The organism is Pseudoalteromonas sp. SCSIO 43210 (assembly GCF_054133285.1).
The window spans coordinates 2810027-2835120 of record NZ_CP087225.1 but is presented as its reverse complement, the minus strand read 5'-3'; the positions used below and the strand labels follow the sequence as shown (position 1 = coordinate 2835120).

Annotated in this window: 26 protein-coding genes; 11 read left to right on the top strand and 15 right to left on the bottom strand. The window is 38.4% G+C overall.

The features are described 5' to 3' along the window. Positions 1-93: 93 nt before the first annotated feature. The 5 genes from LOS73_RS12140 to LOS73_RS12120 all read right to left on the bottom strand — a co-directional run bounded on the left by LOS73_RS12140 (position 94) and on the right by LOS73_RS12120 (position 5744). Positions 94-1095 (bottom strand): ABC transporter ATP-binding protein, encoded by a 1002-nt coding sequence (locus tag LOS73_RS12140; protein WP_457933734.1) that lies wholly within the window; start codon positions 1093-1095, stop codon positions 94-96. 10 nt (positions 1096-1105) lie between these two features. Beyond that, entirely contained in the window at positions 1106-1936 is an 831-nt protein-coding gene (locus tag LOS73_RS12135) for a carbohydrate ABC transporter permease (protein WP_002960878.1), read from the bottom strand. A 2-nt stretch (positions 1937-1938) separates the two neighbouring features. Further along, complete coding sequence (locus LOS73_RS12130) at positions 1939-2811, bottom strand: carbohydrate ABC transporter permease (protein ID WP_002960879.1); 873 nt, start codon at positions 2809-2811, stop codon at positions 1939-1941. Positions 2812-2957: 146 nt separating this feature from the next. Further along, the gene (locus LOS73_RS12125) at positions 2958-4262 is read right to left on the bottom strand and encodes an ABC transporter substrate-binding protein (RefSeq protein WP_457933733.1); all 1305 of its coding nucleotides are present in this window, start codon (positions 4260-4262) and stop codon (positions 2958-2960) included. A gap of 153 nt (positions 4263-4415) precedes the next feature. Further along, on the bottom strand, positions 4416-5744 hold the full coding sequence (locus tag LOS73_RS12120; RefSeq protein ID WP_457933732.1) for a hypothetical protein: 1329 nt from the start codon (positions 5742-5744) through the stop codon (positions 4416-4418). 529 nt (positions 5745-6273) lie between these two features. Here LOS73_RS12120 and LOS73_RS12115 point away from each other — a divergent pair. Genes LOS73_RS12115 through LOS73_RS12095 form a run of 5 tightly spaced genes read left to right on the top strand, consistent with a single transcriptional unit; the run spans position 6274 to position 11870 of the window. Further along, positions 6274-6657, top strand: a complete 384-nt coding sequence (locus LOS73_RS12115; RefSeq protein WP_007377149.1) for a response regulator — start codon at positions 6274-6276, stop codon at positions 6655-6657. Positions 6658-6670: 13 nt separating this feature from the next. Continuing rightward, on the top strand, positions 6671-7576 hold the full coding sequence (locus tag LOS73_RS12110) for an AAA family ATPase (protein ID WP_457933731.1): 906 nt from the start codon (positions 6671-6673) through the stop codon (positions 7574-7576). 6 nt (positions 7577-7582) lie between these two features. Continuing rightward, the gene (locus LOS73_RS12105) at positions 7583-8569 is read left to right on the top strand and encodes a DUF58 domain-containing protein (RefSeq protein ID WP_457933730.1); all 987 of its coding nucleotides are present in this window, start codon (positions 7583-7585) and stop codon (positions 8567-8569) included. Then, entirely contained in the window at positions 8569-10539 is a 1971-nt protein-coding gene (locus LOS73_RS12100; RefSeq protein WP_457933729.1) for a transglutaminase family protein, read from the top strand. The genes LOS73_RS12105 and LOS73_RS12100 overlap by 1 nt, the downstream gene beginning before the upstream one ends. Before the next feature lie 8 nt (positions 10540-10547). Continuing rightward, positions 10548-11870 (top strand): Na+/H+ antiporter family protein, encoded by a 1323-nt coding sequence (locus LOS73_RS12095; protein WP_457933728.1) that lies wholly within the window; start codon positions 10548-10550, stop codon positions 11868-11870. A 276-nt stretch (positions 11871-12146) separates the two neighbouring features. On the opposite strand, the gene LOS73_RS12090 is transcribed toward LOS73_RS12095, so the two are convergent. The 3 genes from LOS73_RS12090 to LOS73_RS12080 are packed head-to-tail and all read right to left on the bottom strand — an operon-like array spanning position 12147 to position 14252. Next, positions 12147-12578 (bottom strand): acyl-CoA thioesterase, encoded by a 432-nt coding sequence (locus LOS73_RS12090; protein WP_002960891.1) that lies wholly within the window; start codon positions 12576-12578, stop codon positions 12147-12149. A 5-nt stretch (positions 12579-12583) separates the two neighbouring features. After that, positions 12584-13402, bottom strand: coding sequence for a M23 family metallopeptidase (locus tag LOS73_RS12085; protein ID WP_457933727.1), 819 nt, complete (start codon positions 13400-13402; stop codon positions 12584-12586). Then, positions 13395-14252 carry a 6-carboxytetrahydropterin synthase gene (locus LOS73_RS12080; protein WP_457933726.1) on the bottom strand — a complete coding sequence of 286 codons (858 nt, stop codon included), beginning with the start codon at positions 14250-14252 and terminating at the stop codon, positions 13395-13397. Before LOS73_RS12080 ends, LOS73_RS12085 begins: the two co-directional genes overlap by 8 nt. A gap of 203 nt (positions 14253-14455) precedes the next feature. On the opposite strand from LOS73_RS12080, the gene fabA reads away from it, so the two are divergent. After that, positions 14456-14971: a bifunctional 3-hydroxydecanoyl-ACP dehydratase/trans-2-decenoyl-ACP isomerase gene (fabA, locus tag LOS73_RS12075; RefSeq protein ID WP_002960896.1), complete on the top strand. Its 516-nt coding sequence runs from the start codon at positions 14456-14458 to the stop codon at positions 14969-14971. A gap of 65 nt (positions 14972-15036) precedes the next feature. On the opposite strand, the gene rmf is transcribed toward fabA, so the two are convergent. Continuing rightward, positions 15037-15207, bottom strand: coding sequence for a ribosome modulation factor (rmf, locus tag LOS73_RS12070; RefSeq protein WP_002960897.1), 171 nt, complete (start codon positions 15205-15207; stop codon positions 15037-15039). A gap of 409 nt (positions 15208-15616) precedes the next feature. On the opposite strand from rmf, the gene acuR reads away from it, so the two are divergent. From acuR to LOS73_RS12055, 3 genes are all read left to right on the top strand, one after another. Then, entirely contained in the window at positions 15617-16252 is a 636-nt protein-coding gene (gene acuR / locus LOS73_RS12065) for an acrylate utilization transcriptional regulator AcuR (RefSeq protein ID WP_342863893.1), read from the top strand. Between the two features lie 49 nt (positions 16253-16301). Next, positions 16302-17294, top strand: a complete 993-nt coding sequence (acuI, locus tag LOS73_RS12060) for an acrylyl-CoA reductase (NADPH) (RefSeq protein ID WP_457933725.1) — start codon at positions 16302-16304, stop codon at positions 17292-17294. Positions 17295-17366: 72 nt separating this feature from the next. Next, a complete protein-coding gene (locus LOS73_RS12055) occupies positions 17367-17783 on the top strand; it encodes a VF530 family protein (RefSeq protein ID WP_007377141.1) in 417 nt (138 codons plus the stop codon). Between the two features lie 98 nt (positions 17784-17881). Here the strand turns inward: LOS73_RS12055 and LOS73_RS12050 are convergent, their stop codons facing one another. Continuing rightward, positions 17882-18313: a DUF3859 domain-containing protein gene (locus LOS73_RS12050; RefSeq protein ID WP_457933724.1), complete on the bottom strand. Its 432-nt coding sequence runs from the start codon at positions 18311-18313 to the stop codon at positions 17882-17884. A 206-nt stretch (positions 18314-18519) separates the two neighbouring features. On the opposite strand from LOS73_RS12050, the gene LOS73_RS12045 reads away from it, so the two are divergent. Continuing rightward, positions 18520-19524: a YHYH protein gene (locus LOS73_RS12045; RefSeq protein ID WP_457933723.1), complete on the top strand. Its 1005-nt coding sequence runs from the start codon at positions 18520-18522 to the stop codon at positions 19522-19524. A gap of 13 nt (positions 19525-19537) precedes the next feature. Further along, a complete protein-coding gene (locus LOS73_RS12040; protein WP_457933722.1) occupies positions 19538-20068 on the top strand; it encodes a hypothetical protein in 531 nt (176 codons plus the stop codon). A gap of 105 nt (positions 20069-20173) precedes the next feature. Here LOS73_RS12040 and LOS73_RS12035 read toward each other — a convergent pair whose 3' ends face one another. The 5 genes from LOS73_RS12035 to LOS73_RS12015 form a co-directional block, all read right to left on the bottom strand. After that, entirely contained in the window at positions 20174-21991 is a 1818-nt protein-coding gene (locus tag LOS73_RS12035; RefSeq protein ID WP_457933721.1) for a protein kinase domain-containing protein, read from the bottom strand. Positions 21992-22583: 592 nt separating this feature from the next. Beyond that, entirely contained in the window at positions 22584-22904 is a 321-nt protein-coding gene (locus LOS73_RS12030) for a hypothetical protein (protein ID WP_232224825.1), read from the bottom strand. A 21-nt stretch (positions 22905-22925) separates the two neighbouring features. After that, positions 22926-23585: an NADPH-dependent FMN reductase gene (locus LOS73_RS12025; protein ID WP_457933720.1), complete on the bottom strand. Its 660-nt coding sequence runs from the start codon at positions 23583-23585 to the stop codon at positions 22926-22928. Positions 23586-23749: 164 nt separating this feature from the next. Further along, a complete protein-coding gene (locus LOS73_RS12020) occupies positions 23750-23986 on the bottom strand; it encodes a hypothetical protein (protein WP_457933719.1) in 237 nt (78 codons plus the stop codon). Between the two features lie 72 nt (positions 23987-24058). After that, on the bottom strand, positions 24059-25072 hold the full coding sequence (locus LOS73_RS12015) for a DUF5924 family protein (RefSeq protein ID WP_457933718.1): 1014 nt from the start codon (positions 25070-25072) through the stop codon (positions 24059-24061). Positions 25073-25094 lie beyond the last annotated feature (22 nt).

Here is a 25094-nt window from a genome sequence, read left to right as displayed (position 1 = left end):
TAAAAAATACCTAGGTTTCATAGGATTATGTAATTAGAATTTAGTTAATAGCACCCTTATAAAGGTGCTATTTAAGGTAATTAAAGATTGGCTCTAGCGAATTGTTAAACCGTTATTATCAAACTTTAATACTTTATCAGCCGGTGCGCTTAGGTAAATACTGTCGCCATATTTTAACGGACAATCACCATCTGCTTTTACTGTTACGGTCCCTTTGCCTTCAATATTTATATGTAAAAAGCTCTCCGATCCTAAATGCTCAATTACACCGACAGTACCAGCCCACGTTCCTTGCTCAGTAGAGAGTGTTATATGCTCTGGTCGTATACCAATACAACTAACATTCGTATCTTCATTTTGTGGAGCATCTATAAAATTCATTTTTGGAGAGCCAATAAAACCAGCTACAAATTTGTTTACTGGTTTTTTATAAAGCTCTAAAGGTGTGCCTACCTGTTCAATAATACCGGCATTAAATACCGCGATTCTATCTGCCATTGTCATAGCTTCAACCTGATCGTGCGTAACATAAATCATTGTTGTAGCTAAACTTTTATGTAATTCAGATATTTCTAAACGCATATTTACACGTAGTGACGCATCAAGATTTGAAAGCGGTTCATCAAATAAAAATGCCGAAGGCTGACGAACAATTGCGCGCCCTATCGCTACACGCTGGCGCTGACCGCCCGATAATTGCCCAGGCTTTCGGTCTAAATAATCGGTCAAATTAAGAATTTTAGCGGCGTTAGCAATTTTACTTTCGATTTCTGCAGGGCTAACTTTGGCTCTTTTTAAAGGAAAAGCAATATTGTTACGCACTGTCATATGCGGATACAACGCGTAGGATTGAAACACCATTGCTAAGCCTCTTTTTGCAGGCGGTGTTTTTGTAGCGTCAATGCCGTCAATTTCTATATTACCACTGGTGGTATCTTCAAGCCCTGCTATCATACGAAGTAATGTCGATTTACCACAGCCCGACGGACCAACAAAAACGATGAACTCACCGTCTTTTATTTCTAGATCGAGTGGTTTAATTACGTTAACTTCATCAAAGTTTTTAGTGACTTGTTTTAGTGTGATGCTGCCCATGTGTATTCTCCTATTTTACTGCGCCGAAACTTAATCCACGCACTAATTGTTTTTGACTAAACCAACCAAGTATTAAAATTGGCACAATGGCCATGGCAGATGCTGCCGATAACTTGGCGTAAAATAACCCCTCAGGGCTTGAGTAACTGGCAATAAATGCCGTTAAAGGTGCAGCATTTGCAGCGGTTAAAATAAGTGTCCAAAAAGCTTCGTTCCACGACAAAATTACATTTAACAATAGCGTTGAGGCTATACCCGGTAAGGCTATTGGTAATAAAACATGGAATATTTCTTCACCAATTGTTGCGCCATCCATACGTGAAGCTTCAAGTATTTCGTTTGGTATTTCTCTAAAGTAGGTGTACAGCATCCATACCATTATTGGTAAGTTAATGAGTGTCATTACAATCACTAAACCTAATTTTGTATCGAGTAGCGCAAAGTCTCGAAACAATAAATAAATCGGAATAAGTACCCCTACTGGCGGTAACATTTTGGTTGAAAGCATCCACATTAATAAATGCTTTGTTTTTTTAGTTTGTACAAAAGCCATAGACCAAGCAGCAGGTACAGCAATTAATAAACCCAGCAAACTTGAACCTAACGATATAACCACAGAGTTCCAAAAATGGTTAAAGTATGGCGAACGTGACAGTACATCGCGGTAATTTTCGAGCGTCCAATCAAACGCATATAAGCTTGGGCTTGCTGAAATTGCTTCTGCTTCCGTTTTAAAGCTGGTGATTAACGTCCATAAAATTGGAAAGAAAATCATGCCGCTTATTGTCCATGCAGCAATGGTATAAATTAGTTTGGAACGACGGCTATCTTTTATAGTCATAATTAACCCTCCAAGTTTTTGCCAATTAAGCGCATTAAAAATATAGCGACTATATTTGCAATAATAACTGCAACTATGCCCCCTGCCGAACCGCCACCTACATCAAATTGAAGTAGTGATTGCGTGTAAATTAAGTACGTTATATTGGTCGACGAATAACCAGGACCACCGCTGGTTGTAACTAATATTTCAGCAAAGATTGACAGTAAAAATATAGTTTCGATTAAAATAACAGCGGTTACAGCGCGCGATAAGTGCGGCAAAACGATGTAAAAAAACTTACTAAATGGCCCAGCTCCGTCTAAATCAGCCGCTTCTAATTGTTCACGATCTAATGACTGTATTGCTGTTAGTAGTATCAATGCTGCAAACGGTAACCACTGCCAAGACACAATTATGATGATTGAAAATAACGGCATTTGAGCAAAAAAGTCGATAGGTTCAAAGCCAAGCCAAATCGCGAAATGTGCAAATAAGCCATTAACTGGGTTCATTAGCATGTTTTTCCATACCAATGCCGACACAGTTGGCATTACAAAAAATGGGGCTAGTACCATAATGCGAACGTAATTTCGTCCCCATATTGCTTGGTCTAGTAAAATAGCTAAGCCAATACCACCACATATAGTGATAAGTAAAACCCCAGTTACTAGGTAAAGCGTGTTAAAAAATGATTCAAAAAAAGCCGGATCAGTTAGGAAAAATTCATAGTTTAAAAAGCCTACAAACTCTTTATCCCCAGGAACGAGTAAGTTGTAATCAATAAATGAGAAATACAGTGTCATACACAGCGGAACTATCATCCAAGCAAGTAATAAAATTACACTAGGAAGAAGCATAAACCGAGCAAGCGTGCGCGAGTTAGTTGTTGCCATAAAGGTGACCTTAAAAAAGCCAATTCTATTTACTTGTTAACTATCAAGTGAAAATCAGAAACCCTTGATAGTGTTTATAACTAACAAGTAAATAGAATTGACATAAAATATTGGGTAAGTTTGAGTACTTACCCGCCCATTACATGCTATTTAGGATAGCGAGCTCTACGCATTGTTCGCTCAACAAGTTGCTGAGACGTACTAAGCGCTTGCTTAACGGTCATTTGGCCAGTTAATGCTGCTGAGAATTGTTGCCCAACAGCTGTACCAATTCCTTGAAACTCAGGAATAGCAACAAACTGAATACCTACATAAGGCACCGGTTTAACGGTTGGATTTTTAGGATCTGCAGATTGAATAGAATCTAAGGTAATTTGCGCAAACGGTGCTGCGTCCATGTACTTTTGATTACTGTAAAGTGATTTACGTGTACCTGGCGGTACTTTTGCCCAACCTTTCTTGTCGGCTACAAGTTGAGTGTATTCTTTAGATGTTGCCCAGCTAATAAATTTCATTGCGGCATCTGGTTTTTTGCTGCTTGCCGGTACGGCTAAAGTCCAAGACCATAACCAGTTACCGCGTTTACCTAGACCGTTATCTGGTGCAAGTGCAAACCCTACTTTATCGGCAACTTCTGAGTCTTTTTTGTTAGTAACAAATGCGCCTGCAACGGTTGCATCAATCCAAATACCACATTTTCCGGTTTGGAATAGTGCAAGGTTTTCATTAAAACCGTTTGCAGATGAACCAGCAGGACCAGATTCTTTCATCACATCGACATAATACTGAAGGGTATTTTCCCACTCTGGGGTATTAAACTGTGGCTTCCAATTTTCATCAAACCAACGCGCACCAAACGAATTAGCCATTGATGTTATAAGCGCAACGTTTTCGCCCCAACCTGCTTTACCACGTAGACAAAGGCCATAAACACCTTCTTTTTTATCTGTCATCGCTTTAGCAGCTTTGCGTATAAAGTCCCATGTTGGGGCTTTAGGCATTGTCAGCCCTGCTTTTTCCATTAAGTCAGTGCGGTACATAACCATTGAGCTTTCGCCATAAAATGGCGCAGCATAAAGTTTGTCATTAATCGTTAAACCGCTTCGAATTGCCGGAATTAAATCGTCTAAATCGTAGTTTTCACCTAAATTATCCAGCTCTTTTAGCCAATTTTGCTTGCCCCAAATTGGTACTTCATAAGTACCTATGGTCATAACATCGTATTGGCCGCCCTTTGTTGCAACATCGGTAGTGACACGCTGGCGAAGAATGTTTTCCTCTAGAGTGACCCATTTTAGATCTATATCAGGGTTTTGGCTGGTAAAGTCACTGCTTAATTCTTTCATGGTGATCATGTCACCATTGTTAACAGTCGCTATTGTAATTGTTTCTTTTGCCGCAGCGCCCATGCTTATAAAGCCACACGCGAGCATAATTAATTTATTTTTCATCGGGTATTCCCCATACACGTTATGTTTTAACAAATGCTATTAAATTGCAATCTATTACCAATTCTATTTATGGCAGTTTTAACGCATAAAACTGCCCGCAAAGTGCCTTTTTAGGTCCTTTGTTTAAATAGTTAGACTAGTTTGGATAATGATTTAAAATTTAACAGATATTTCAGAAGTGAAGCCGTCAAATCCTTTACCGATTTGGCCGCCCGAATTAACACCTTCTTCTTGGTTAACATACTCAACTTTTAAAAGCGTTTTATCGTTAAACCAGTAACCTGCGGCTACTTGAATACGCTCTACTGTGTTGTCTGTTTGTTCAATTAAGTCGGAAGTGTTTTCGGCTTCTGCATAACGAGCCGCTACATATAGTTTTTTAGGGATTAGATATTGTTGTGCTTCAAACACGAAGTACTCAACCGATGAGTCGCCTTCTATTACACTGTTTGAATCAAAAGTAGTGCCATTTTCATCAGCTATGCCGTTTGTACCAAAGTAGGTAATACCGGCAACTGCATTACCAGCGGCATCTGCAAATGTGTAGTCATCAGATGATTTACCAACCATAAAAATTAAGCTAGTTTCGTCAGATGGTTGATAAGCTAAGTTAAGCTGGATGATTGATTGCTCAAGCCCTGGCATTGCACCAACGTGAGTGTCACGCTCATTCGAAGGTGACGCTGAGAAATTATAGTTTTCACCATCGCCAAAGCGATAGTTTGTTGTGGTTACACCATCAAGACTTGCTACGCCATTTTCAAAACGTAACTGGTCGCCTTGATTCGCTTTTAATAAGTTTAAACCTGCTTTAAAGCCACCTTCAAATTCTAAAGTACCTTGAAGTCGGTAGTTATAACCTCTGTCTTCTTGAAATGCTTCACCGAAACTTGAAGTCGTAATGTGACCTGTAACATTATACGCACGTACTACACCACTATCGAAAGTTTCGCTGTAACTTAGCTGTGCACCGTTTTCTGCGGTTGCGTAATCGGTAATACCATTACCAATAAGAGCATTACTTTGGTTATCTGCGCCGTCTTGAAAACCTTTAAATTGAAAAGGCGATCCACCAATGTTACCTAAACGCAGTGTTAAATTTGCGTTTTCTTTTGGTGTGCCATAAAGGCCTAGTAAGTCAAATTCAACACCTGCAAAATCGTTGTGAAATGAAAAGTCACGATCTTCACCACCAAAGTCATTAGGCTCTTCTGCAATATCTATATCGGCAGTGATGAACTCGTTAATATGAAATTTAAGCATTAGATTTGCTCTAATACGGCCAAAACCTGATTCTTGTTCTTCATCTTCTGGACGAAATGCGCCGTCTTTAGCCTGAATTGACTGAAAGTTTTGCATTAGTAAAAAGTCTACGTCAACGCGATCTAAATATTCAGAAATATCAGCCTGTGCTGGAGCCGATGTAGCCATAGCTGCCGCTATGAGAGGAATTGCAAATTTAGTCTTTTTATTATTCAACATAATAAGCTCTTTATTGAGTGTGGTGTGTGATGCCAACTTTATTAAATTGCATATTCATTTAATGAAATTGGTATTAATTCAGTGTGTATAGATGAGGCCAATTGAGCAAAACATTAAATAGTTAATGAAATCGCACTTGTGAGCATAAGCCCATCTTGTGAGCATAATCACAGAATGAATTTAGAAGGTCAACGATTTTTTATTACAAAACGTTTACAAAAAATCGAATCTATATGTAAATATTTTTGAATCAATAAGTTAAGTAGCAAATTTGTTACATCAAATTTTGAGGAAATAAGGTTCTGGATTAAGGAATTTGTTGTAGATACATCATTATTGCTCAATACAATTCATGTAAACATAAGTTAGTAGAAGATATAAAAGCAGGTGATCCTTTTAAAATAGGCTGTTGGTCAGACCTATAAACTGTTTATTTATTAGTGTTTTTTAAGTAACGTTCTTGAGCTTATGAAGGGCTTAGCTTAGTATTAAAGCACTTAGATGTATTCAAAATAGAAGTAACCTACATATGGAATTTGTTCGCCCGCTAGAGCCCATCCTCATCATTGACGATGTTAAAGAAATACGTGATTACCTAAACCAGATTTTAACCGAACTAGGTTATGAAGATATTTTAGAAAGTGTAGACTTTAGTTCAGCTAAACCGGTTATTGATGAAAAATCGCCTAACGTAATATTTTTAGATGTAGATTTACCTGACTCTGATGGCACAGATATCCTAGAGTTTATTAATATTACCTACCCTCACGCACACGTTGTAATGTGCTCTGGTCATAACAGTTTTGAAAATGTGCAAAACACGTGGGAGCTAGGTGCTAAAGGGTTTATTGCGAAACCATTTAATGCAAAAAAAGTAGACACCGTAATGAAGCGCCTCGAACTAATAGAATAATAATAAGGTTAGCATGCAAAGTACTGTTACTGCGATTATAGAAGATCTTTCGAGTGTTATATTTGGTAAACAACAACAAATAAAACTGGCACTTACATGCTTATTTAGCGAAGGGCATTTACTCATTGAAGATTTGCCTGGCATGGGAAAAACCACTCTTTCTCATGCATTGTCAGCTGTGTTAGGTTTATCGTATCAGCGTATACAATTTACCAGTGATCTTCTGCCTGCTGATATTCTGGGTACTAATGTATTTAACTCTACCGAGCACAGTTTTACGTTTCATAAAGGCCCTATTTTTAGCCAAGTTGTTTTAGCTGATGAAATAAACCGCGCGGGACCTAAAACACAAAGTGCGTTGCTTGAAGCAATGGAAGAGCAACAAGTAACAGTCGATGGTAAAAAATACTCGCTGCCAAATCCATTTTTTGTGATAGCAACACAAAACCCGCTTTATCAATCAGGTACCTACCCGTTACCTGAGTCGCAATTAGACCGATTTTTAATGCGCATTAGCTTAGGTTTTCCACCTAAAGAAGCCGAAAAACGCTTAATTTTGAATATGCAAAAACGAGATTACAGCCAATTACCTAAGCGTATTAACCAACAAGAGTTAGCGGCAATTCAAAGCCAAATAAACCAAATCACTTTAAGTAGCCCGGTTATTGACTACATTATAGAGCTTGTTAATTACACACGCACAAGCAACGCTTTTGCTGCATCGTTATCACCTCGAGCCAGTATGGCTCTGGCTAAAGCGGCTAGGTCGTGGGCCTTTATTGATGGTCGTGATTTTGTAATGCCAGAAGATGTTCAAGCCGTATTTGCAAGTGTGTGTCAGCATCGATTAGGTTTGCATAATGAGTCAGGTGAAGCGCAAGTAAACGATATTTTAAAAAACGTTTTAGTTCCGGTATAAATTTTTATGCCAAAAAAAACAGCTAAGCGCCCTTCTTTATTTAAGTCATTTAAGCAAAGTGTATTTAATAAGTTATTAAGAAATAAACATTTAAAAAACTCAATTACACTTGAACACAGAACAATTTATGTACTGCCATCGTCCCTAGGTTGGTACTTTGTAATTGTGGCTATTTTAAACTTTGTGATGGGCATTAACTATCAAAATAATTTAATTTTAATAATGTCTTATCTTATGTTTGTGGTGATGATTATTGCTGTATTAATGGGCTACAGTAACGCTAAAGGCTTAACGGTTAAATTTAAAGATGCATTTAACAGCTACGCTCCTCAAAAACCGAGTATTGTATTTGAATTACAAAGCCCTTCTGTTACCCAATCTATTAATTTAACATATCAAGGTAGTGAGCAAACTCACAAACATACCGGCCAAGTTGATAGTAAACCTCAGTTACTTACACTCAACTTACCCTACAGCTCACGCGGTAAGTACTCAGTGCAACGTATTAAAATAGCGAGTAACTATCCCTTTGGCTTAATAACTGTTTGGAGCTACATTCAATTACAAGAAGATGTATTTGTATATCCGTCGCTTGAACAAGTACACAGTGATGCGAATGTTTCTATGCTTGATGAGCAAGCCGATAAAGGTATTTCTACACAATCCGGTAGCGAAGAGTTTGAGTCTCTTATCCCACACTTACCAGAAATGGGCTTGCAAAGAGTGTCGTGGAAGCATTACGCAAAAACACAGCAGTTGTTAGTTAAAGAATTTGTAGACTTTAAAACAGCGAATGCGCTCTTCGATTTTACGTTAATGAATGGAGATACAGAGCAGCGCTTAAGCCAGTTATGCTTTTTAGTGTGTGAAGCAACCGACAAAAACACCCCTTTTATGTTAAAACTACCGAATAAAACAATAAATACAAATACCGGACAGCAGCATAAGCAGCAATGCTTAGAATTATTATGCTCATTTAATGGTGATGTGTAATGGACATACTTAAAAACGAAAAAGTAATAAATTATTCGCTGTCTTTTATATATGCATGTTTGATTGTATTTTTTGTATCACATTTACCGCTTGTTTTTGTTGGTGTACTTTCACTTATTTGTGCCTGGAATTTTTACATAACGCTGAGTAATAAACCAAAGCCAAATGCTTGGCTGGCAAATATACTCGCAGGTGTGTCATTAGGTTTAATGCTCTACACAGTAGGCATGTCGGATACGGTTATTTTATTTGTGGCCATGCTGCTACTTGCTAGTTTATTTAAGCTGCTGCAGGCTAAAACCAAAAAACACTATCACGTAATTACAACGCTTACGTTTTTTTCACTCTCATCGGTGTATTTATTTAACCAAAGCATTTTAACGACTTTAACTGTAAGTAGTTTATACATATTAAACTTTGCAGTACTTGGCTTACTCGAGTCCAAACATAATTTAAAAATCGCCTCTAAGCAAAGTGGTAAATTACTACTCTTAGCACTTCCTTTAGCTATATTTTTACTGCTTTTTTTACCAAAAATGCCCGCCTTTTGGCAGCTTCCTGGGCCTAAGCTTGCAAAAACAGGGCTTTCTGAACAAGTCGACCCATTCGATATTGCAAAGCTTTCAAACTCAGATGAACTTGTGTTTAGAGTTAAATTTAACGAAGAAAAACCTGTAGCGCCTTATTATTGGCGAGCAATAGTCCATGATGAGTTTAATGGTAATGCGTGGCTTACGTCTGACTTTTTAAAATACAATAATGTAAAAACAAATACACAGAGCGAAAGTGATGAGCAACTTATTGCAAGCTACTCAGTTATTACAGAGCCTGCTACACAAAAATGGCTCTATGGTTTAGCCTATTCCAGTAGTAACTCACAAAATGTTGAAGGTAATTCGCTAGGTTTATTACGTAAAAAAAGTCGCCAAGCTAAAAACTTACAATACGATGTAAATAGCTTTAACTTCACAACTTTACCGCTTGGCGAATTTGAAGAAAAACGCTACAAATACCTCGCTTATAAAAAGAATGTAAAAACATCATCACTTGCTAAAACCTTAAAGCAAAATACACACTCTGATCGCGATTTTTATAACCGATTATTACAATACTTTGCAGGTACGGGATTTACTTACACATTAACACCCACTCCTATGAGCGGTGATAATACAATTGACCAATTTTTATTTGAAAACCAACGTGGCTTTTGTGGCCACTATGCCAGTGCCGCCGCGTACATTTTTAGAACCGCAGGTATACCCGCTCGACTAGTAAGTGGCTATTTAGGCGGTGAATTAAACCAAGATAATAATACGCTCACTGTTCGCCAGTACGACGCACATGCATGGGTAGAAGTATATTTACAAAACGAAGGTTGGGTTATTTTTGATGCAACTGCTGTTGTCGCACCAGAGCGTTTAAATGGCTCACTTTCGCAAAACGAAGAGCTGAATGACGAATTTAAAAGTAACCTTGATTTTGGTTTAGTGAGTTTAAGTAATTTCCCTGCTATTAATTGGTTAAGGTTGGAACTTGAAAATCTCGATTATCAATGGTCTAGCTGGGTACTTGGTTTTGACGAAGAAAAACAAAATGATTTTTTAAAATCAATTTTTGGTAGTAAAAATATTTGGCTTGTACCATTAATGGTTTTACTAACAGTTGGTTTTTGTTTTATATCTTATTTTATTTATTTAAACTTGCCAAAACGCCCGTCTAAATTAGCGCCTATGGTTAAAGAGTTTTATGAAGTAAAAGCATGGGCGAAAAAACAAAAAATAAACACACCCGATAATTTAACACCGAGTCAGCAGTTACATTTTTTTGCTGATCAACTTCCTCATTCTGCACAATCTATAAACACTTTTAGGCAGTTATTTAACCAAGTACGCTATGGTAAAAAACCTTTTACGAAAGAGCGTAAAACTCAGGCTAAAGATCTGATAAAATTAATTAAAATTTCCAAATAGAGAATACTATGAATGCTGTTGTTATAGGCGTTATTTTAATGCTCGGGCTATCTCTGGCTCGCGTTAACGTCATTGTTGCCATGATAATAAGCGCGTTAGTTGCAGGTCTTACTGCAGGCTTGGGTATAAAAGAAAGTGTTGATGCATTTAACTCTGGCCTTTCTGCCGGAGCTGAAATTGCACTAAGTTATGCCATGCTCGGTGCATTTGCCGTTGCGATTTCTAAGTCGGGTTTAACACGCATTCTCGCTGATAAGTTACTTGCTAAAGTAAATACTAAAGGCAGCGGGAATGAAACGTTTTTAAGTTACTTCATTTTATTAATTATTTTAGGTTGTGCGATTTCTTCGCAAAACTTAGTACCCGTACACATAGCGTTTATTCCTATTTTAATCCCGCCGTTACTCGTTGTTTTTAATCAGTTAAGATTAGACAGGCGTGCTATAGCGTGTATTTTAACATTTGGGTTAGCAACGTCTTACATGGTGCTACCTTATGGTTTTGGCGGTATTTATTTATACTCTATTTTGCACAAAAACCTGGTCGATAACGGCTTAGAGATTGTAAATACACAAGTTCCTATGGCGATGATAATTCCTGCATTAGGTATGTTTATTGGATTACTTATTGCGGTATTTATTACCTACAGAAAACGTCGCGAATACACCGAGCTCCCATTAACAACTGTGAGTAAATCAGCTGAAGTAGAAAACCCTAGAAAAGTAATGATTGTCGGGCTTTTTGCAGTACTTGCCTCACTTGTTGCACAAAACCTAAGTGGCTCAATGATTTTAGGTGGCTTAGTAGGTGTAATGATATTTAGTGTTTTTGGTGTAGTTAAGTGGGAAGAAAACGGCGACGTATTTAGTAAAGGCGTTGCGATGATGGCCATGATTGGTTTTATTATGATATCGGCACAAGGCTTTGCATCGGTTATGCAGGCTACTGGCGACGTAGCGAGCTTAGTACACAGCTCAGCCGCACTTTTTGATGGTAATAAACCTTTGGCCGCCGGTGTTATTTTGTTAGTCGGGTTATTAATTACAATGGGAATTGGTAGCTCGTTTTCAACAGTGCCTATTATTGCAACTTTGTTTGTTCCTTTGTGTTTAGACCTCGGGTTTTCTGTTATGGCTACCGCTGCACTTGTTGGTACTGCGGGCGCCTTAGGTGATGCAGGCTCCCCTGCTTCAGACTCAACGCTTGGCCCAACATCAGGTTTAAATGCAGATGGCCAGCACGACCATATTAGAGACTCTGTTATTCCAACGTTTATTCACTTTAACATTCCACTACTTATATTTGGCTGGATTGCAGCAATGGTGCTTTAAGTAGTATGTATGCATGTAAGTATTCGTAAATTTAATTAAAAGCTAAATGTAACTAAAAAGGTATGTTTAAAGCATACCTTTTTAGTATCCAAAACCAACAACTCTCACCCCTATCAATTTCCCCCAGTTTGATTACTCTTTTTAGTTAATATTAACTGAGCTGTTGAGGTTATATTTAATGAATGTTTAGTATGATGTGTTCTTTTGCTGGTTTTATATAAGCACCTTAATTGGTGCTTATATAAATTTATTTTAGCGCGTCTTTAAAGCTTTAAGTTAATCAAAACCATAAATCATTTTGTCGCATACTACCGGAGTCGGTCTGTGGTTATCATCAACTGCAACAAACGTAAAGCTGCCACTAATGGCTGAATGTTTATCGTCTTTGTGCATGGTTTCTAATAATATATCTACATCAACTTTTAAGCTGGTGTTACCTACATGAACTACTTTAGCGATTAACTCTGCAAAAGTACCTGCTGGTATCGCTTCTTTAAAGTCGACTCTATCTGAAGATATGGTAACCAAAGGTTTACGACAAAAACGCGTAGCTGCTATAAATGCCACTTCATCCATCCACGCCAGTGCATCACCACCAAATAAAGTATTGTGATGATTGGTACGCCCTGGAAACACAGTTTTAGTTACCGATGTGGTTGAGTCTTCAATACGCTGAGCAATTATTGCATCGCGATTTACGTCAGTCATAATCTCTACTTTTTGTTTGCTAATATATCTTGCATTAGTAATGCAGGATCAAGGCGTTCGCCTTTCCAGTTAAAGCGCCAATCTAGGTGAGGACCCGTTACACGCCCTGTTGCACCAATTTCAGCCACTTTGTTACCTTGCTCAATTTTATCACCCACTTTTACATCAAGCTTACTTAAGTGAATGTAAGTTGAGGTAATACCATGGCCATGATCAATAATTAATGTACCGCCAGAGTAGTATAAATCAGGTTCAGCAAATACCACGGTACCACTAATAGGCGCGTAAACAGGAGAGCCTGTTTTATTGGCAATGTCTAAGCCAAAATGCGGACGACGTGGTTCGCCATTAAAATAGCGCTGACTACCGTAAACACCCGATATGCGCCCTTCTGCAGGCTTTAAAACAGGGTCTAAAAAGTACAATAAATCAGACTCTACTTCTCTGGCTTTTCGTACCGCAACTGCTTCGCGGCTTATACGCGCACTAACTTCTTTTGGCGGAGAGACATATTTTTTAGCTACGCCGGTAATTTTATCAATTTTATATTCGCGCTTAGTGATAGCTATTGGCTGTGAATGCGATTTACCATTGTTATCTACCCATTTTAAAGTATGAGTCGTTTCAGCGTCACGACCAAAACCAAATACAAAATCACCCTTTGGTGAAAGTTTTAAGCTTTTGCCATCTAAGCTTACTGATTTAGCGTTTTCTAGCTTTCCAGTAACTAAACCGCCTTGTGTTAAGTGCCCTTTTAACTCAAGCGCCATAGCACTAAAGCTAGCAGAGGCAACAAGCGCTGTTGCTAAAAGTGTTTTAAACATAACTAATCGATCCTTTTCCAACACCTTCATAAGCGGTTACTTTCACTGCTTTTTCTGGGTATTGGACTTTAATTTGGCCAGCTACATGTTCTGCAATACATTCTACAGTAGTATCTACTGGCAAAATGTCGCAACGAGACTCGCTAATAGCCATTTCAAAATAGCCTTGTGCCGATGTATAAGCAAAACATACGTCACCCGCTTTGGCTGTTATGTGTTTTAAATCAGCTGCATTAATTTGATCTTCACTGGTGGCTAAGTAAATATCTTCCCACTTTTGAGACCATTCTTTTTGCAAGCGCGGCATAGAGATACCATCTAGGCTAATACCAATTTGAGAACGATGCCCATGAATAATACGCTGGCAATTACCGTCATGTTTTTTAAGGCCATGGCTGTAATGATAGTAAAAACTTTGGCTGTGTTCAGGCTTAAGAGACAGCTCAATTTTTTCAATGTTATCTGGTAGCTTCGGTAAAATAGTCGCAATTAAAAATTCGGTAACCGATTCAACAGTTACTTCGTCTGCGTTAATCATGCAATAAGCTTGATGAGGAGCGCTCATAGCTAAGTGATTATTTTCACCAAATGTACAGTCGAGTGTTTTATGCTCGTCAAATTCAGATACAGTGCCATTAAGGCCCGTAGGAATTGCTAATCGGTGATCAATACACTCATCTATAATGCCTTTAATTTGCTTTTTAACTAAACCAAAGTCTAAAACCATAGACTCTTCGTTAAGTTTACCGTGCAAAGTTAAATCAACAATCCAGCTCTCGCCAACGGCGCCGCGTTTGTTACATAAGTAAGAAAAATCAATCACAGTTAGTGAGTTAACAAAAAGGATCATAAACTTCCTTTAGACTGGTTATAAGACAGCGTTAATTATAATGATTTCTGATTGTAATTGCGCGGTTTTATAGTGCAAAAACCAATCGCGTTGATTGATTGATGATTTAATATGCAATATTTTGATTTTTTAACTGCTCCGAGTTGTTTAGCGTACAAGTGTACGCTAAAGTACTTGGCAATTTCTAAGCGAAGATAAGTGTTATGGAACCTAAAAATAGCTATACAAAAGAAGAGTTGATCCTGTGTGGTCAAGGTGAAATGTTTGGTGAAGGCAACTGCCGCTTACCAAGTGACAACATGTTAATGATGGACCGCATTACCTCTATTACTGCTGATGGCGGTATTCATGGGAAAGGCGAAATTGTTGCTGAGCTTGATATTGACCCTAGCCTGTGGTTTTTCGATTGTCATTTTAAAGGCGACCCAGTAATGCCAGGTTGTTTAGGCTTAGATGCTATGTGGCAACTAGTTGGTTTTTACTTAGGTTGGTCTGGTGGCCCTGGTCTTGGCCGTGCGCTAGGTGTGGGTGAAGTTAAATTTACTGGCCAAATTTTACCAACTAATAAAAAAGTAACTTACCGCCTTGTAATGAAACGCGTAATTAAACGTAAATTGTTCATGGGCGTTGCAGATGGCACTGTAGAAGTAGATGGTCGAGTAATTTACGAAGCAAAAGATTTAAAAGTGGGCTTGTTCCAAGACACTAGCGCGTTTTAATTTTTAAATGCGTACAAAAAGGCCTCCAACATGGAGGCCTTTTTGCTTAAATTCGATTATTGATTTTAGGTTTTGTACATGTTGCGGTTTTCAATCGCTTCACGCCAACCTCCTAACCACTCTGATTTTGGATCTACTTGTTGATAAGGGCATAGCTCTTTTGAGCGACCTGCTAAACCTGCTTTAAAACCTTGAGAATGAGCTCTTTCTAAACGATCTCTTTTCTGTCTCTTCATCGGTAATATCCTCACCTTTTTATTTATATATTGTGTAGCATTAGTGAAATCTACATTTAATGAATAGTTAATAAAAATGTAAAATTCAAATCGTAAAAGCAATTAAATTGTTTGACTTTAACTAAGCTGCTGATGCAAAAATGAATTAACATTTAAAAAAGTAAGTGGTCATACAACATTTAATTTGACCGGTTTTATGCTAAATAAAATGCGACTCAATAATCGCTAAAAAGCACTTATGTGCTTTAATTGTGACCGACTAATATTGACTAAGTTCCAAACAAAAATGTAATCGTGACACTTTTATTTCATTAATCTTAAATTAGTAGCCCGCCCCTAACTTGAAGTATTTTTAAACAATTTGAATTTATACTTGATTATTTAAAGTCGATCGGTCTAATATAAGCTCATGAACAAAAATACATCAACACCAATACGCCGTGGTCGCCCACCTAAAATAGCCAGAGAGAACGCCGATACCAAAGCGTTACTTATTCGCACGGGCCTAGAAACCTTAACTGAATTTGGCTTTAGCGCCACGGGACTCGATACTATTTTAAAAAAAGCGGCTGTACCTAAAGGCTCTTTTTATCATTACTTTAAAAGTAAAGAAGCCTACGGCATTGCGTTAGTTGATGCATACGACAGTTATTTTATTGCCAAGCTTACCCATTACCTACAGCAAGAAGATGTTCCCCCACTTGAACGAATCGTTAATTTTACCCAAAGCGCAATTAAAGGGATGAAAAAATACGATTACAAACGTGGCTGTTTAGTCGGTAACTTAAATCAAGAACTTAACCATTTAAGTGAAGAGTTTAAAACCAGATTAATGCAAAGCTACACTGCTTGGCAAAACCAGGTAGAGGTTTGCTTAAACCAAGCTAAGCAACAAGGCACTATTGCAAGCCATGTAAATACAAAATTGATGAGTGAGTACTTTTGGATTGGTTGGGAAGGTGCTGTTATGCGCGCCAAGCTCACAAAATCAAATACTCCACTTACTTTGTATACAGAAATGTTTTTACGCGCATTATTAACCTAATGCGTTTTTACTTACCAATTAAAAGACGATCGGTCTAAAAGGATATCCTATGAGTAACCCAATTAAAGCCATTGTTATTAATAAAGAAGATAATAACTATAGCGCTTCATTATCAACTATCGAAAATAGTGATTTACCAAACGAAAACGTCTCTATCGACGTGCTATTCAGCACACTTAACTATAAAGATGGTTTAGCAATTACTGGTAAAGGCCCCGTTGTACGCAGTTTTCCTATGGTGCCAGGTATTGATTTAGTGGGTACGGTTACAAATTCCACCAGCGATGAATTTAAAAACGGCGATAACGTAATATTAAATGGCTTTGGTGTAGGTGAAAAAAATTGGGGCGGGCTTGCTCAAAAAGCGGCACTTAATAGCGATTGGTTAATCCCCTTGCCTGCAGGTATTTCACCAAAACAAGCAATGCAAATAGGCACTGCGGGTTATACCGCTATGCTAAGTGTTATAGCACTTGAAAAACAAGGTATTACGCCTGAATCTGGCGAAATACTGGTAACCGGTGCCAATGGTGGCGTAGGCAGCTTTGCTATTTATTTATTGAACCAGCTTGGTTACAACGTAACAGCAGCAACAGGTCGATTAGATCAAAGTGAGTATTTAAAAGAGTTAGGTGCTAAACAGGTAATTGACAGAAATGAGCTTTCAAACCCTGGTAAGCCTTTACAAAAAGAGCGCTTTGCAGCGGCAATAGATTCTGTAGGTAGCCATACACTTGCCAATATTTGTGCATCATTAAAATATGGGGGTGTAGTAACCGCCTGCGGACTTGCCCAAGGTATGGATTTACCTGCCTCAGTTGCCCCATTTATATTACGTGGTGTGTCACTAATAGGCATTGATAGCGTAATGCGTCCTAAAGCCGACAGAATTGAAGCGTGGGATCGTTTAGCTAAATTAGTAAGCGCCGATTATTTAGATAAAATTTCAACTGAAATATCACTAGAACACGCCATTGATAACGCAGAGCTACTTATGCAAGGCAAAATTCGCGGTCGTGTTGTAGTTAATTGTCAAAGTTAAGCTATTTACACTGTTAAAGCCCCGTTATTAAATTTATAATGCAATTTGTATTTTAATAACGAGGCAACACCTATGAGCAACCAAGAACTTTTCAGTAATAACCCACTGCAAGGCGTTAAATTAGAACAAGTGGTTGAAGAGCTGGTTGAACAATACGGGTGGGAGCTCCTACACGCTTATTTACAACTTAACTGCTTTAAAAACAATCCTGATATAAAGTCAGCGGTTAAATTTTTACGTAAAACACAATGGGCACAAGAAAAAGTAGATAACTTTTACCTTTATCGCCTTAAAAACTTACCTAAGCCTGATGATGTTCAATACGAATTACCGCCACGCGATCGCGTGATCCCAGCTGATCATAAACCGGGGGAGCCGTGTGAACTTAGTTTTGTTGATGCTAAACGTATTATAGAAAAAAAAGCATCAAAGCAACGTGCTCGCGATCGTAAACAACGCTCTAATTCTAGTAACCCTTGGGGTAACTAAACACGCTAATTTAATTTTGTAGAGCTATTTTAAATGGCTCTACAATTCTCTTTTATTAATTTTTATTACATCCACACCATATAGCTAACAAATAGAAATCAATACCCTCGGTTTTTCCAAAAATCTGTTTCAGTACGCTCTACCTCTAATGCCACCTTAAAAGTTTTATCAGCAATAATTTTCCCATTTAGCTCAATAGTCATACGCCAATCACCCAATTTATTCTCTATTGGCAACCAAAGCGTGTCGCCTAAATAAAAGTGCCAATCACTGTTTTTAACGTATACATCGCCTTCAAAGGGGTCCATTACATCACCTTCACTGTCTGGAATATCTGGATGGTATATACAATAGTGAAGCTTTTCGCCTTTACCCTTTTTAATATTTACGATTAAGCCAAACTCAACATCTACCTCAGCTATTACATTTGTTGTAAATTGCTCTATTTGTGGCAATGCTTTACTTTCGCTGTCCCACTTAGAGTAAATACCGTGACTTTGTAACGTCACTTCAGGTTTTGTTTTAGCCATTAAGGTAACCTTTTATATTAGCTATTTTTGCATTAGTTTAACTTTTTGAAATTTTAAAATAAAACACAATCCAATAAAGTTAAATCTCAACTTAGCTTTAATACTTCGCCTATTTACATCATTGCTAATTTGTCATCATTGTTTACACACTATTTGCACAATTGCTGATTATTGTTTGAGTAACTTAATTGATCAGGTATGCAGCAATGAAACTACACGCAGTTAATATTAAAAACTCAAATCGGGTAAATGCTATAAAGCTAAGCACCTTGGCTCTAGTTGTTTCATCGTTAGTTGCTTGTGGAGGTGGAGAAGGCATAGTTGATACCTCAACAACTACAGATTCATCACCAACCACCTCAGATAACGGTACAGGTACGAGTAGCTCAACCCAAGGCGTGCTTTGTGAATATAGCTACAGTGAATATAACGAGTCAGAATCAGTACAAGCCACCAGCGCTGCAGATTGGTCATGCACAGGAACTACACGCGACTTAGTCGCTAATGGCATACCTGATCACGAAGTAGGTACATTCCCTAATGCCGATAACCCAAATACTATTTCTGAACAATCAGTAAATGAAAGCTACACACTTGAGCCTGTAGAGACAACACAAGCAACCATGCTTGGTGGCCCTCGCGGAATGATAGGCGTTGTACTTAACGGCATTAAAATAGACGCCGGCACAGGCGGAAGTTGCGATGATTCAGGCACCGATTGCGATTTAGGCGACAACAGCGGTAATTGGAATATAGAAGCCTTAAGCCAAGACACGTTTAGTTTTGGAACAGACGACAACAATGCACACGTACAACCCGATGGCACATATCATTATCATGGAATGCCTGAAGGCTTTGTAACACTGCGAGGTGGCAATAGCTCCACTATGACTCTAATAGGCTGGGCAGCAGACGGCTTTCCTATTTATGCACGTTACGGCTATTCAGACTCAAATGATGCAACTTCAGCGCTAACCGTAATGACCGGTAGCTACCAACACATAACATCTGTAAGCGCAAACCGCCCTTCTACCGATATATACCCATTAGGTACATTTGCACAAGATTGGGAATACGTAGCAGGCTCTGGTGATTTAGATGAATGTAATGGCCGCGTTGGCGTAACACCTGAGTTTCCTCAAGGGATATACCACTACTACGCAACAGACACTTATCCGTTTTTTCAACGCTGCGTTAAAGGCGAAGTTTAATTAGGAGTAAGTTATGCCTTATATGAAAAATTATCTGTTAAGTGTGTCCACATTGGGCTTATTGAGTACATCAACATTAGCAAACGCGCATTTAATGGTTGCAGAGCACGGTACGCTGAATTTTGTTGATAATAAGGTGTTTATTGTGCTTTCAATCCCTATGTCGGCTTTTAAAGGGGTTGATGAAAACAAGGATGGCAAAGTGTCAATAATTGAGTTTAACGCTCATAAAAAACTAATAACTAAGCGAGTTAAAAAGAACGTCTATTTAGCGGATCATCAGTATAAATTTACTATTGACGGACTTTTGCTAAACCCAGAAGCGTCGCATAAACATAAAAGCGACAATATAGACCAAGTAACTATTACTGGGCGCTACTCTTTGCCTAGTAAACTAACCAAAATTAACTTTAACGTTAAGCTATTTAGTAACAATGAGCACAAGCAGCACTATCAAATTACAGCGACTAATAAAACGCAAAAGCTAACTCACCAATTTGAGCTATCACCAACGTCGCCCTTTAGCAAGGTGTTTAATAATTAGTAATACTTACCTAAATAATTAAGTGGCAAAGAGTACAAGTTAAACCAATTTGTGCTCTTTTTATCTTTGTCTTCTTATTTAACACTCTTTAGTGAAGGGTTCTTTCTATAAAGATACAAGCTTGGGATTTTTAGGAAAGTAATGCTCTTGTTGCTGCTCACATAAACTAAACTCACGGGTGTTTTTATATGGGAGTTTCATGAAGCCCGCAACACCCACGTCCGTAATATTTACCGCGTATTGCATAAGTTTATTTAGCAAACGTTTAAACTCAATCTCTTTGCTCGAATCGAGTAAGCGGTAGTAATGGTGAATCTTCATTCTGTCGGGCAGTGCTTCAAAAATAATACACCCTGTATGATGAATTTGGTTAAGCTCAAATACGCACTTAATAACTTTTTTAGGTAGCTGTAGTTGCTCATCAGGGTCTTTGCCGTCTTCAAAGTATGAATGCGGGCGGGTTATGTCGTTTGCTTTCATGCTTACAACTTCGTATTCAAGCTCTGGTAGGCTATCAAACTTAAATGCACCGGTGCCATCTCGCTCTAGTTGAATGGTTTTACGGGCATCAAACAAACAACACTTAAATAACCCTTTTTGATTAATCGCTTGGGCTAGCATTACCGTGTTATTTATAGCATCACTAAAGGCATCACCCAATGATTCGTCATGCATAATTAAAGACGATTCAACAAACATCGACTCATCCTTCCAATGAAAACTAAGCCCACCTACTACAGGGTACTTAGCTAATCGGCTTATTGATGCTAAAAATGCTTTTTCGGTATCGCCTGTATCAAACAAAAACTCTTTATAATAGCGGTCAAGTTGCGCGTCGTTTATATCAAGTAATTGCTGGTTATGATCGGCTTGGCGTAAAAACTGTTTTCGTGAACTATATACCACCGTGTCGGGCTGCTCGTCGTTGCCATACCAAAAAGGGATATCTGCTTTTTTTTGTTTTTTATCAAGCTCAGGTAAATACATTTTGGCCATAGTTGTAATGTTACGCATAAAGTAATCACCAGCACCATCACGTATGGCCTTACTTTTTGACAGCATACCATCAATCACCTTAGCCAGCTCTTTTGGGAGCCCTAAGCTGCTTGCAGGGATGGCTTGTGCACCAAAGCGGCACGACTGCGCCGACGCTAGCGCATACAACGTAGCGGCTACACCTTGCTCGTCGAATCGTGGTGATGATTGCTCCCCCGACATTTGCGCTTCACCAATAAAATATACATCGCCCATACGAGCATTCGTTGTGCTTAAATCACCCGACATTAAATCCATAAAGTTACTCGCAACAGGGTTACCATCACTATCGAGCTGTGCATACACAGAGCTGCCCCAATCAACTAACGAAAGCGCGTCAGTGTTTGCATCCCAAACAAGGTTTGAAGGTTTTATATCGCCATGCACTATAGGTTGTGGGCTAATGCCATTTTTGTGGTTGCGTAAATCAATTAATACATTACGTAACCTAACAGCTAACGCCATTATTTGCGCGGCACTAAAGCGCCCTGTTTTAAGCGATACTTTTTCAAGGTCCTCTCCAATGGCGCGCGCCATCATTAAAATCCCTTGTTTTTTAATTCGCTCAAATGCATAAAAGGTAGGGACTAAGGGGTTATTAATTTGCGAAAGCATATACGCTTCGTCTTCTAGGCGGTCGCGTACACTTTGGGCAAGTGTAATACGCGAAAACTTAAATACCCAAGGTAAACCGTTATCGTCATCACCTGCAAACACAAAACCAAAAGCACCCGAGCCAATCATTTCAACGTTTTTGTAGCCAAGCAGTGTTAGCTGCTTAATACAAATATTAAGCCACTGGCGGTGTTTTTTAGCATCGCGGTGCGAAAGCAAATAAACAGATTGCTCTTCGTTGATATAAAAATTGCGGATTTCTTTGGCTTTCAATACAGGTACTCAAATTTATAAAACTAACTAGGGCGTGTTGATCTTTGTGGATTGAAATTTGTTCAATCTAGGGGCGATTTAATCGCGGCGCGAGGTTTGTAACCTAGTGGGCTAAGTAAAAACCGAGCAACAAAGAGTTAATTGTCCCTAGAAAGAACCCAAAGGGCAGCGCATGTTTGGTATTTATGCTGCGTTATCGCCTATTCATGGGGAATAACCACACTACATAGGCTCCGCCTTGCCTAAAAACCAAACATACTGCTGCAAATTCACCCACCAAAGATCAACACGCCCTAATTATTAGTTTTATGTAATGAAATTACAATAGGTTAAATAGGAGTTTTGAAATAGTGGAATAAAACAGCGCTAAAGTAGCGCCATAGCAGTAAATTTAAGTGTAAACGTTAAAGCTCAAAGTAAGCTTTCACAATGCACTGTATATAAATACAGTGCATTGCTTTTTGCTAACTTTCAATAACACTAAGCTGCTTAATTGATGACACAGTGATGTGCGTTTGATAATAATATTTATTAGTGGCTCTACCACGGCTCATAAAATCGATAGTTACTCGTTTAGCTTCGCCTGTTACTTCTATTGTTTTATCAATAAAAAGGTGTCTGCTGGTTGTCCGTATTTACTTTGAAGCTCTGCTACCACATTAGGCTGTATTGATACCGTAATAGAACGCCTGTCGCGATAATCAGTTTCTGTATTTAAATACAACCAACTCCCCTGAGCACCCGCCGCTTTAATATGAAACTGGTAAGTACCAGCAACACCCTTTGGTGCACTTTGCTCAGTTAAAGCGATAAGGTTCATATTTGCAGCTGTACTTTGGCTCATTTCAATTTTATGGGGAACAGAACTACATGCACTAAGCGTTAGCACACTTAGTAAGGCTAGAAATTTCAAGACACAATTAGTTAGCGGATATTAAGGCGCATTGCGCTGAGAAGGATCTGTTTTAAAGCTTTTTAGCAAACTTTGTGGGTCAACCACCTCTGTATGCTCTCTAGCAGCCTGCGCCCACCATATTAGTTGGCCAAACGTGCGTGAGAAATAATTAAACCACGATGATTGACTCTCTCCTGCAACAGGTTTGCCATCCTCACTAAACACATCTTGCGCTTTTGGCACGTGGATCATAGCCGATACCGGCAAACAGCCAAGTTCAGATAAAAACGTGCGCATACTAATGGCCGCTCTTACACCACCCCACTGTCCTGCTGAGTAAGTAACTATTGCACTTGGTTTATACGAAAATAGTGAGCTACCAAAATGATTAAGTAAGTCAGCGAGGGCTGGACTCATGCTGTGATTGTACTCAGGGCTAATCATTATATATCCATCCGCGGCTTTAATTTTATCAGCTAATAGAGTGAGCTCTGTAGGTGCATTACTTTTAGCATATGCAAAGTGCGGTTTAAATACGTTTTCGCTAGGAAAGTCCAACGCATCAATTAGCTCAAACTCATGACTGCCAAAATGCTCTGTTAAGCATTCTATACAAGCCCTAGAAACCCTTAAGCCTAAGCGAGCTGGTTTTGGTGGAGTGCTATCGCGTACTGTGCCTAAAAATACTAAAAACTTCATATGTAATTCTCAACTTTTTTTAAACGATAGCTAAACACTAACATTTTTTAGTTATTGTGTATTACACATACGCATTGTTTATTGATTCAAAGCATAATAATAATTAAATTTAAAACTGAGCTTTAGTAACCATTGGTCTGTTGATCTTTGTGGATTAAAACTAGCTAGTGAGTCAAGTAAGCCATAAGGGTAATCAGTGCAACATAAAAACCAAAACCTACTAAGAAGGTTAAGTCGACTCTTCTAGCTTTACTCGCTTTATAAGATGCAAAATCTTTAAACTCGCTTTTATACAGCCCAAACGTAACCACTTTTAATAACAGCCAACCGGTCGAGTAAAATAAAAAGCTCAAGCCAGTATCAACTATTAGCCAAATAAAAATATCAAATGCAATACTCATTAACTATGTCCATTAGTTTGTAATAGAAAAACTATATCAGCTATGTGTTTAAAATACAGCCGGATTAGTTAATTAAGGTGTAACAGTAAATTTCGTTAAACCTATTAACTGTCCTGATTCGGTGACTACTTTTACCTGCCACTTACCAACAGAGTCGCTAGGAAAATTTACCTTGTGGGTCCATGCTCTGTAACCAAGCTCTCTCCCGCCGTTTATATTTAACGTGATCCGATCAACTTCTTCTTTATTATGAAGCCACACATGAAATATTTTTTCATTTAAGCCTCTTGGCGCTTTAACAGCGGTCCAACTATATAAACCTTGATGATGCAGTGTATAAGAGTCTAACTGTTTGATACTCCCTACTGGCTTTTTATGCTGTAAATCAACTTCATGAGCTAACGTAATATCGGTTAATCGCAGCGCTGCAGGAGGCACATAGCTTCTTAATTGCCACACAGCAGTGCTCAAAGCACATAAAATAAATACAAGAATAGGAAAACGCCACCAGCGTGCATTAGGCATTAAATTGTTTAAACTCGGTAGAGTAACCACTACAGACGTTACAAGGGCTGCGGCTAAACTTTGGCTTGTTGTAAGGTTTAACAAAATAGGTAATGTAACGAGTAAAACAACGAATAAAGCAAAGTTATGAAACACACTAAATAACGTACGGTTTCTAGCAAGTTTTTTGTAATAAAAGGGGTCTATTACCGATATAACCGCACATAACACAATGAGGGAGGTAAAAAATGCTTGAGGATGATCCCACTGTGTAACCACTAAAAAAAACGGCAAAGCAAAAAATAGACTTTCTTGTTGCACCATTTGCAGAGCAAAACGCATTACATTAGGAGATACAGCCACACCAAACTTTTCTTCTACTTTCTCACGTAACCAATTATCAATAATTAGCCACAACCAACTAATAAGCAAAAATATCGCAATAACTTGCGAAAAAGACTCTTTTCTATCTACAAGTGCAAAGCTAGCAACGCCCGACAAAAATGCCAACACAGCCAACAATCCAGGTCGCTTTTGCATCGCGCTTATAAATTTAGCGATTATATTTTTACAGTAATCCATGTATGAGTGTTTCCGTACGGGT

Excerpts from the sequence above, each read along its gene's own strand:
- LOS73_RS12055 (WP_007377141.1), top strand. The coding sequence starts at position 17,367 with ATGAGCAACCAAGAACTTTTCAGTAATAACCCACTGCAAGGCGTTAAA.
- LOS73_RS12115 (WP_007377149.1), top strand. The coding sequence starts at position 6,274 with ATGGAATTTGTTCGCCCGCTAGAGCCCATCCTCATCATTGACGATGTT.
- LOS73_RS12020 (WP_457933719.1), bottom strand. The coding sequence starts at position 23,986 with ATGAGTATTGCATTTGATATTTTTATTTGGCTAATAGTTGATACTGGC.
- LOS73_RS12095 (WP_457933728.1), top strand. The coding sequence starts at position 10,548 with ATGAATGCTGTTGTTATAGGCGTTATTTTAATGCTCGGGCTATCTCTG.
- LOS73_RS12085 (WP_457933727.1), bottom strand. The coding sequence starts at position 13,402 with ATGTTTAAAACACTTTTAGCAACAGCGCTTGTTGCCTCTGCTAGCTTT.
- LOS73_RS12040 (WP_457933722.1), top strand. The coding sequence starts at position 19,538 with ATGCCTTATATGAAAAATTATCTGTTAAGTGTGTCCACATTGGGCTTA.
- LOS73_RS12080 (WP_457933726.1), bottom strand. The coding sequence starts at position 14,252 with ATGATCCTTTTTGTTAACTCACTAACTGTGATTGATTTTTCTTACTTA.
- acuI (WP_457933725.1), top strand. The coding sequence starts at position 16,302 with ATGAGTAACCCAATTAAAGCCATTGTTATTAATAAAGAAGATAATAAC.
- LOS73_RS12015 (WP_457933718.1), bottom strand. The coding sequence starts at position 25,072 with ATGGATTACTGTAAAAATATAATCGCTAAATTTATAAGCGCGATGCAA.
- LOS73_RS12045 (WP_457933723.1), top strand. The coding sequence starts at position 18,520 with ATGAAACTACACGCAGTTAATATTAAAAACTCAAATCGGGTAAATGCT.
- LOS73_RS12135 (WP_002960878.1), bottom strand. The coding sequence starts at position 1,936 with ATGACTATAAAAGATAGCCGTCGTTCCAAACTAATTTATACCATTGCT.
- LOS73_RS12140 (WP_457933734.1), bottom strand. The coding sequence starts at position 1,095 with ATGGGCAGCATCACACTAAAACAAGTCACTAAAAACTTTGATGAAGTT.
- LOS73_RS12125 (WP_457933733.1), bottom strand. The coding sequence starts at position 4,262 with ATGAAAAATAAATTAATTATGCTCGCGTGTGGCTTTATAAGCATGGGC.
- rmf (WP_002960897.1), bottom strand. The coding sequence starts at position 15,207 with ATGAAGAGACAGAAAAGAGATCGTTTAGAAAGAGCTCATTCTCAAGGT.
- acuR (WP_342863893.1), top strand. The coding sequence starts at position 15,617 with ATGAACAAAAATACATCAACACCAATACGCCGTGGTCGCCCACCTAAA.
- LOS73_RS12100 (WP_457933729.1), top strand. The coding sequence starts at position 8,569 with ATGGACATACTTAAAAACGAAAAAGTAATAAATTATTCGCTGTCTTTT.
- LOS73_RS12105 (WP_457933730.1), top strand. The coding sequence starts at position 7,583 with ATGCCAAAAAAAACAGCTAAGCGCCCTTCTTTATTTAAGTCATTTAAG.
- LOS73_RS12025 (WP_457933720.1), bottom strand. The coding sequence starts at position 23,585 with ATGAAGTTTTTAGTATTTTTAGGCACAGTACGCGATAGCACTCCACCA.
- LOS73_RS12130 (WP_002960879.1), bottom strand. The coding sequence starts at position 2,811 with ATGGCAACAACTAACTCGCGCACGCTTGCTCGGTTTATGCTTCTTCCT.
- LOS73_RS12120 (WP_457933732.1), bottom strand. The coding sequence starts at position 5,744 with ATGTTGAATAATAAAAAGACTAAATTTGCAATTCCTCTCATAGCGGCA.
- LOS73_RS12110 (WP_457933731.1), top strand. The coding sequence starts at position 6,671 with ATGCAAAGTACTGTTACTGCGATTATAGAAGATCTTTCGAGTGTTATA.
- LOS73_RS12090 (WP_002960891.1), bottom strand. The coding sequence starts at position 12,578 with ATGACTGACGTAAATCGCGATGCAATAATTGCTCAGCGTATTGAAGAC.
- LOS73_RS12050 (WP_457933724.1), bottom strand. The coding sequence starts at position 18,313 with ATGGCTAAAACAAAACCTGAAGTGACGTTACAAAGTCACGGTATTTAC.
- fabA (WP_002960896.1), top strand. The coding sequence starts at position 14,456 with ATGGAACCTAAAAATAGCTATACAAAAGAAGAGTTGATCCTGTGTGGT.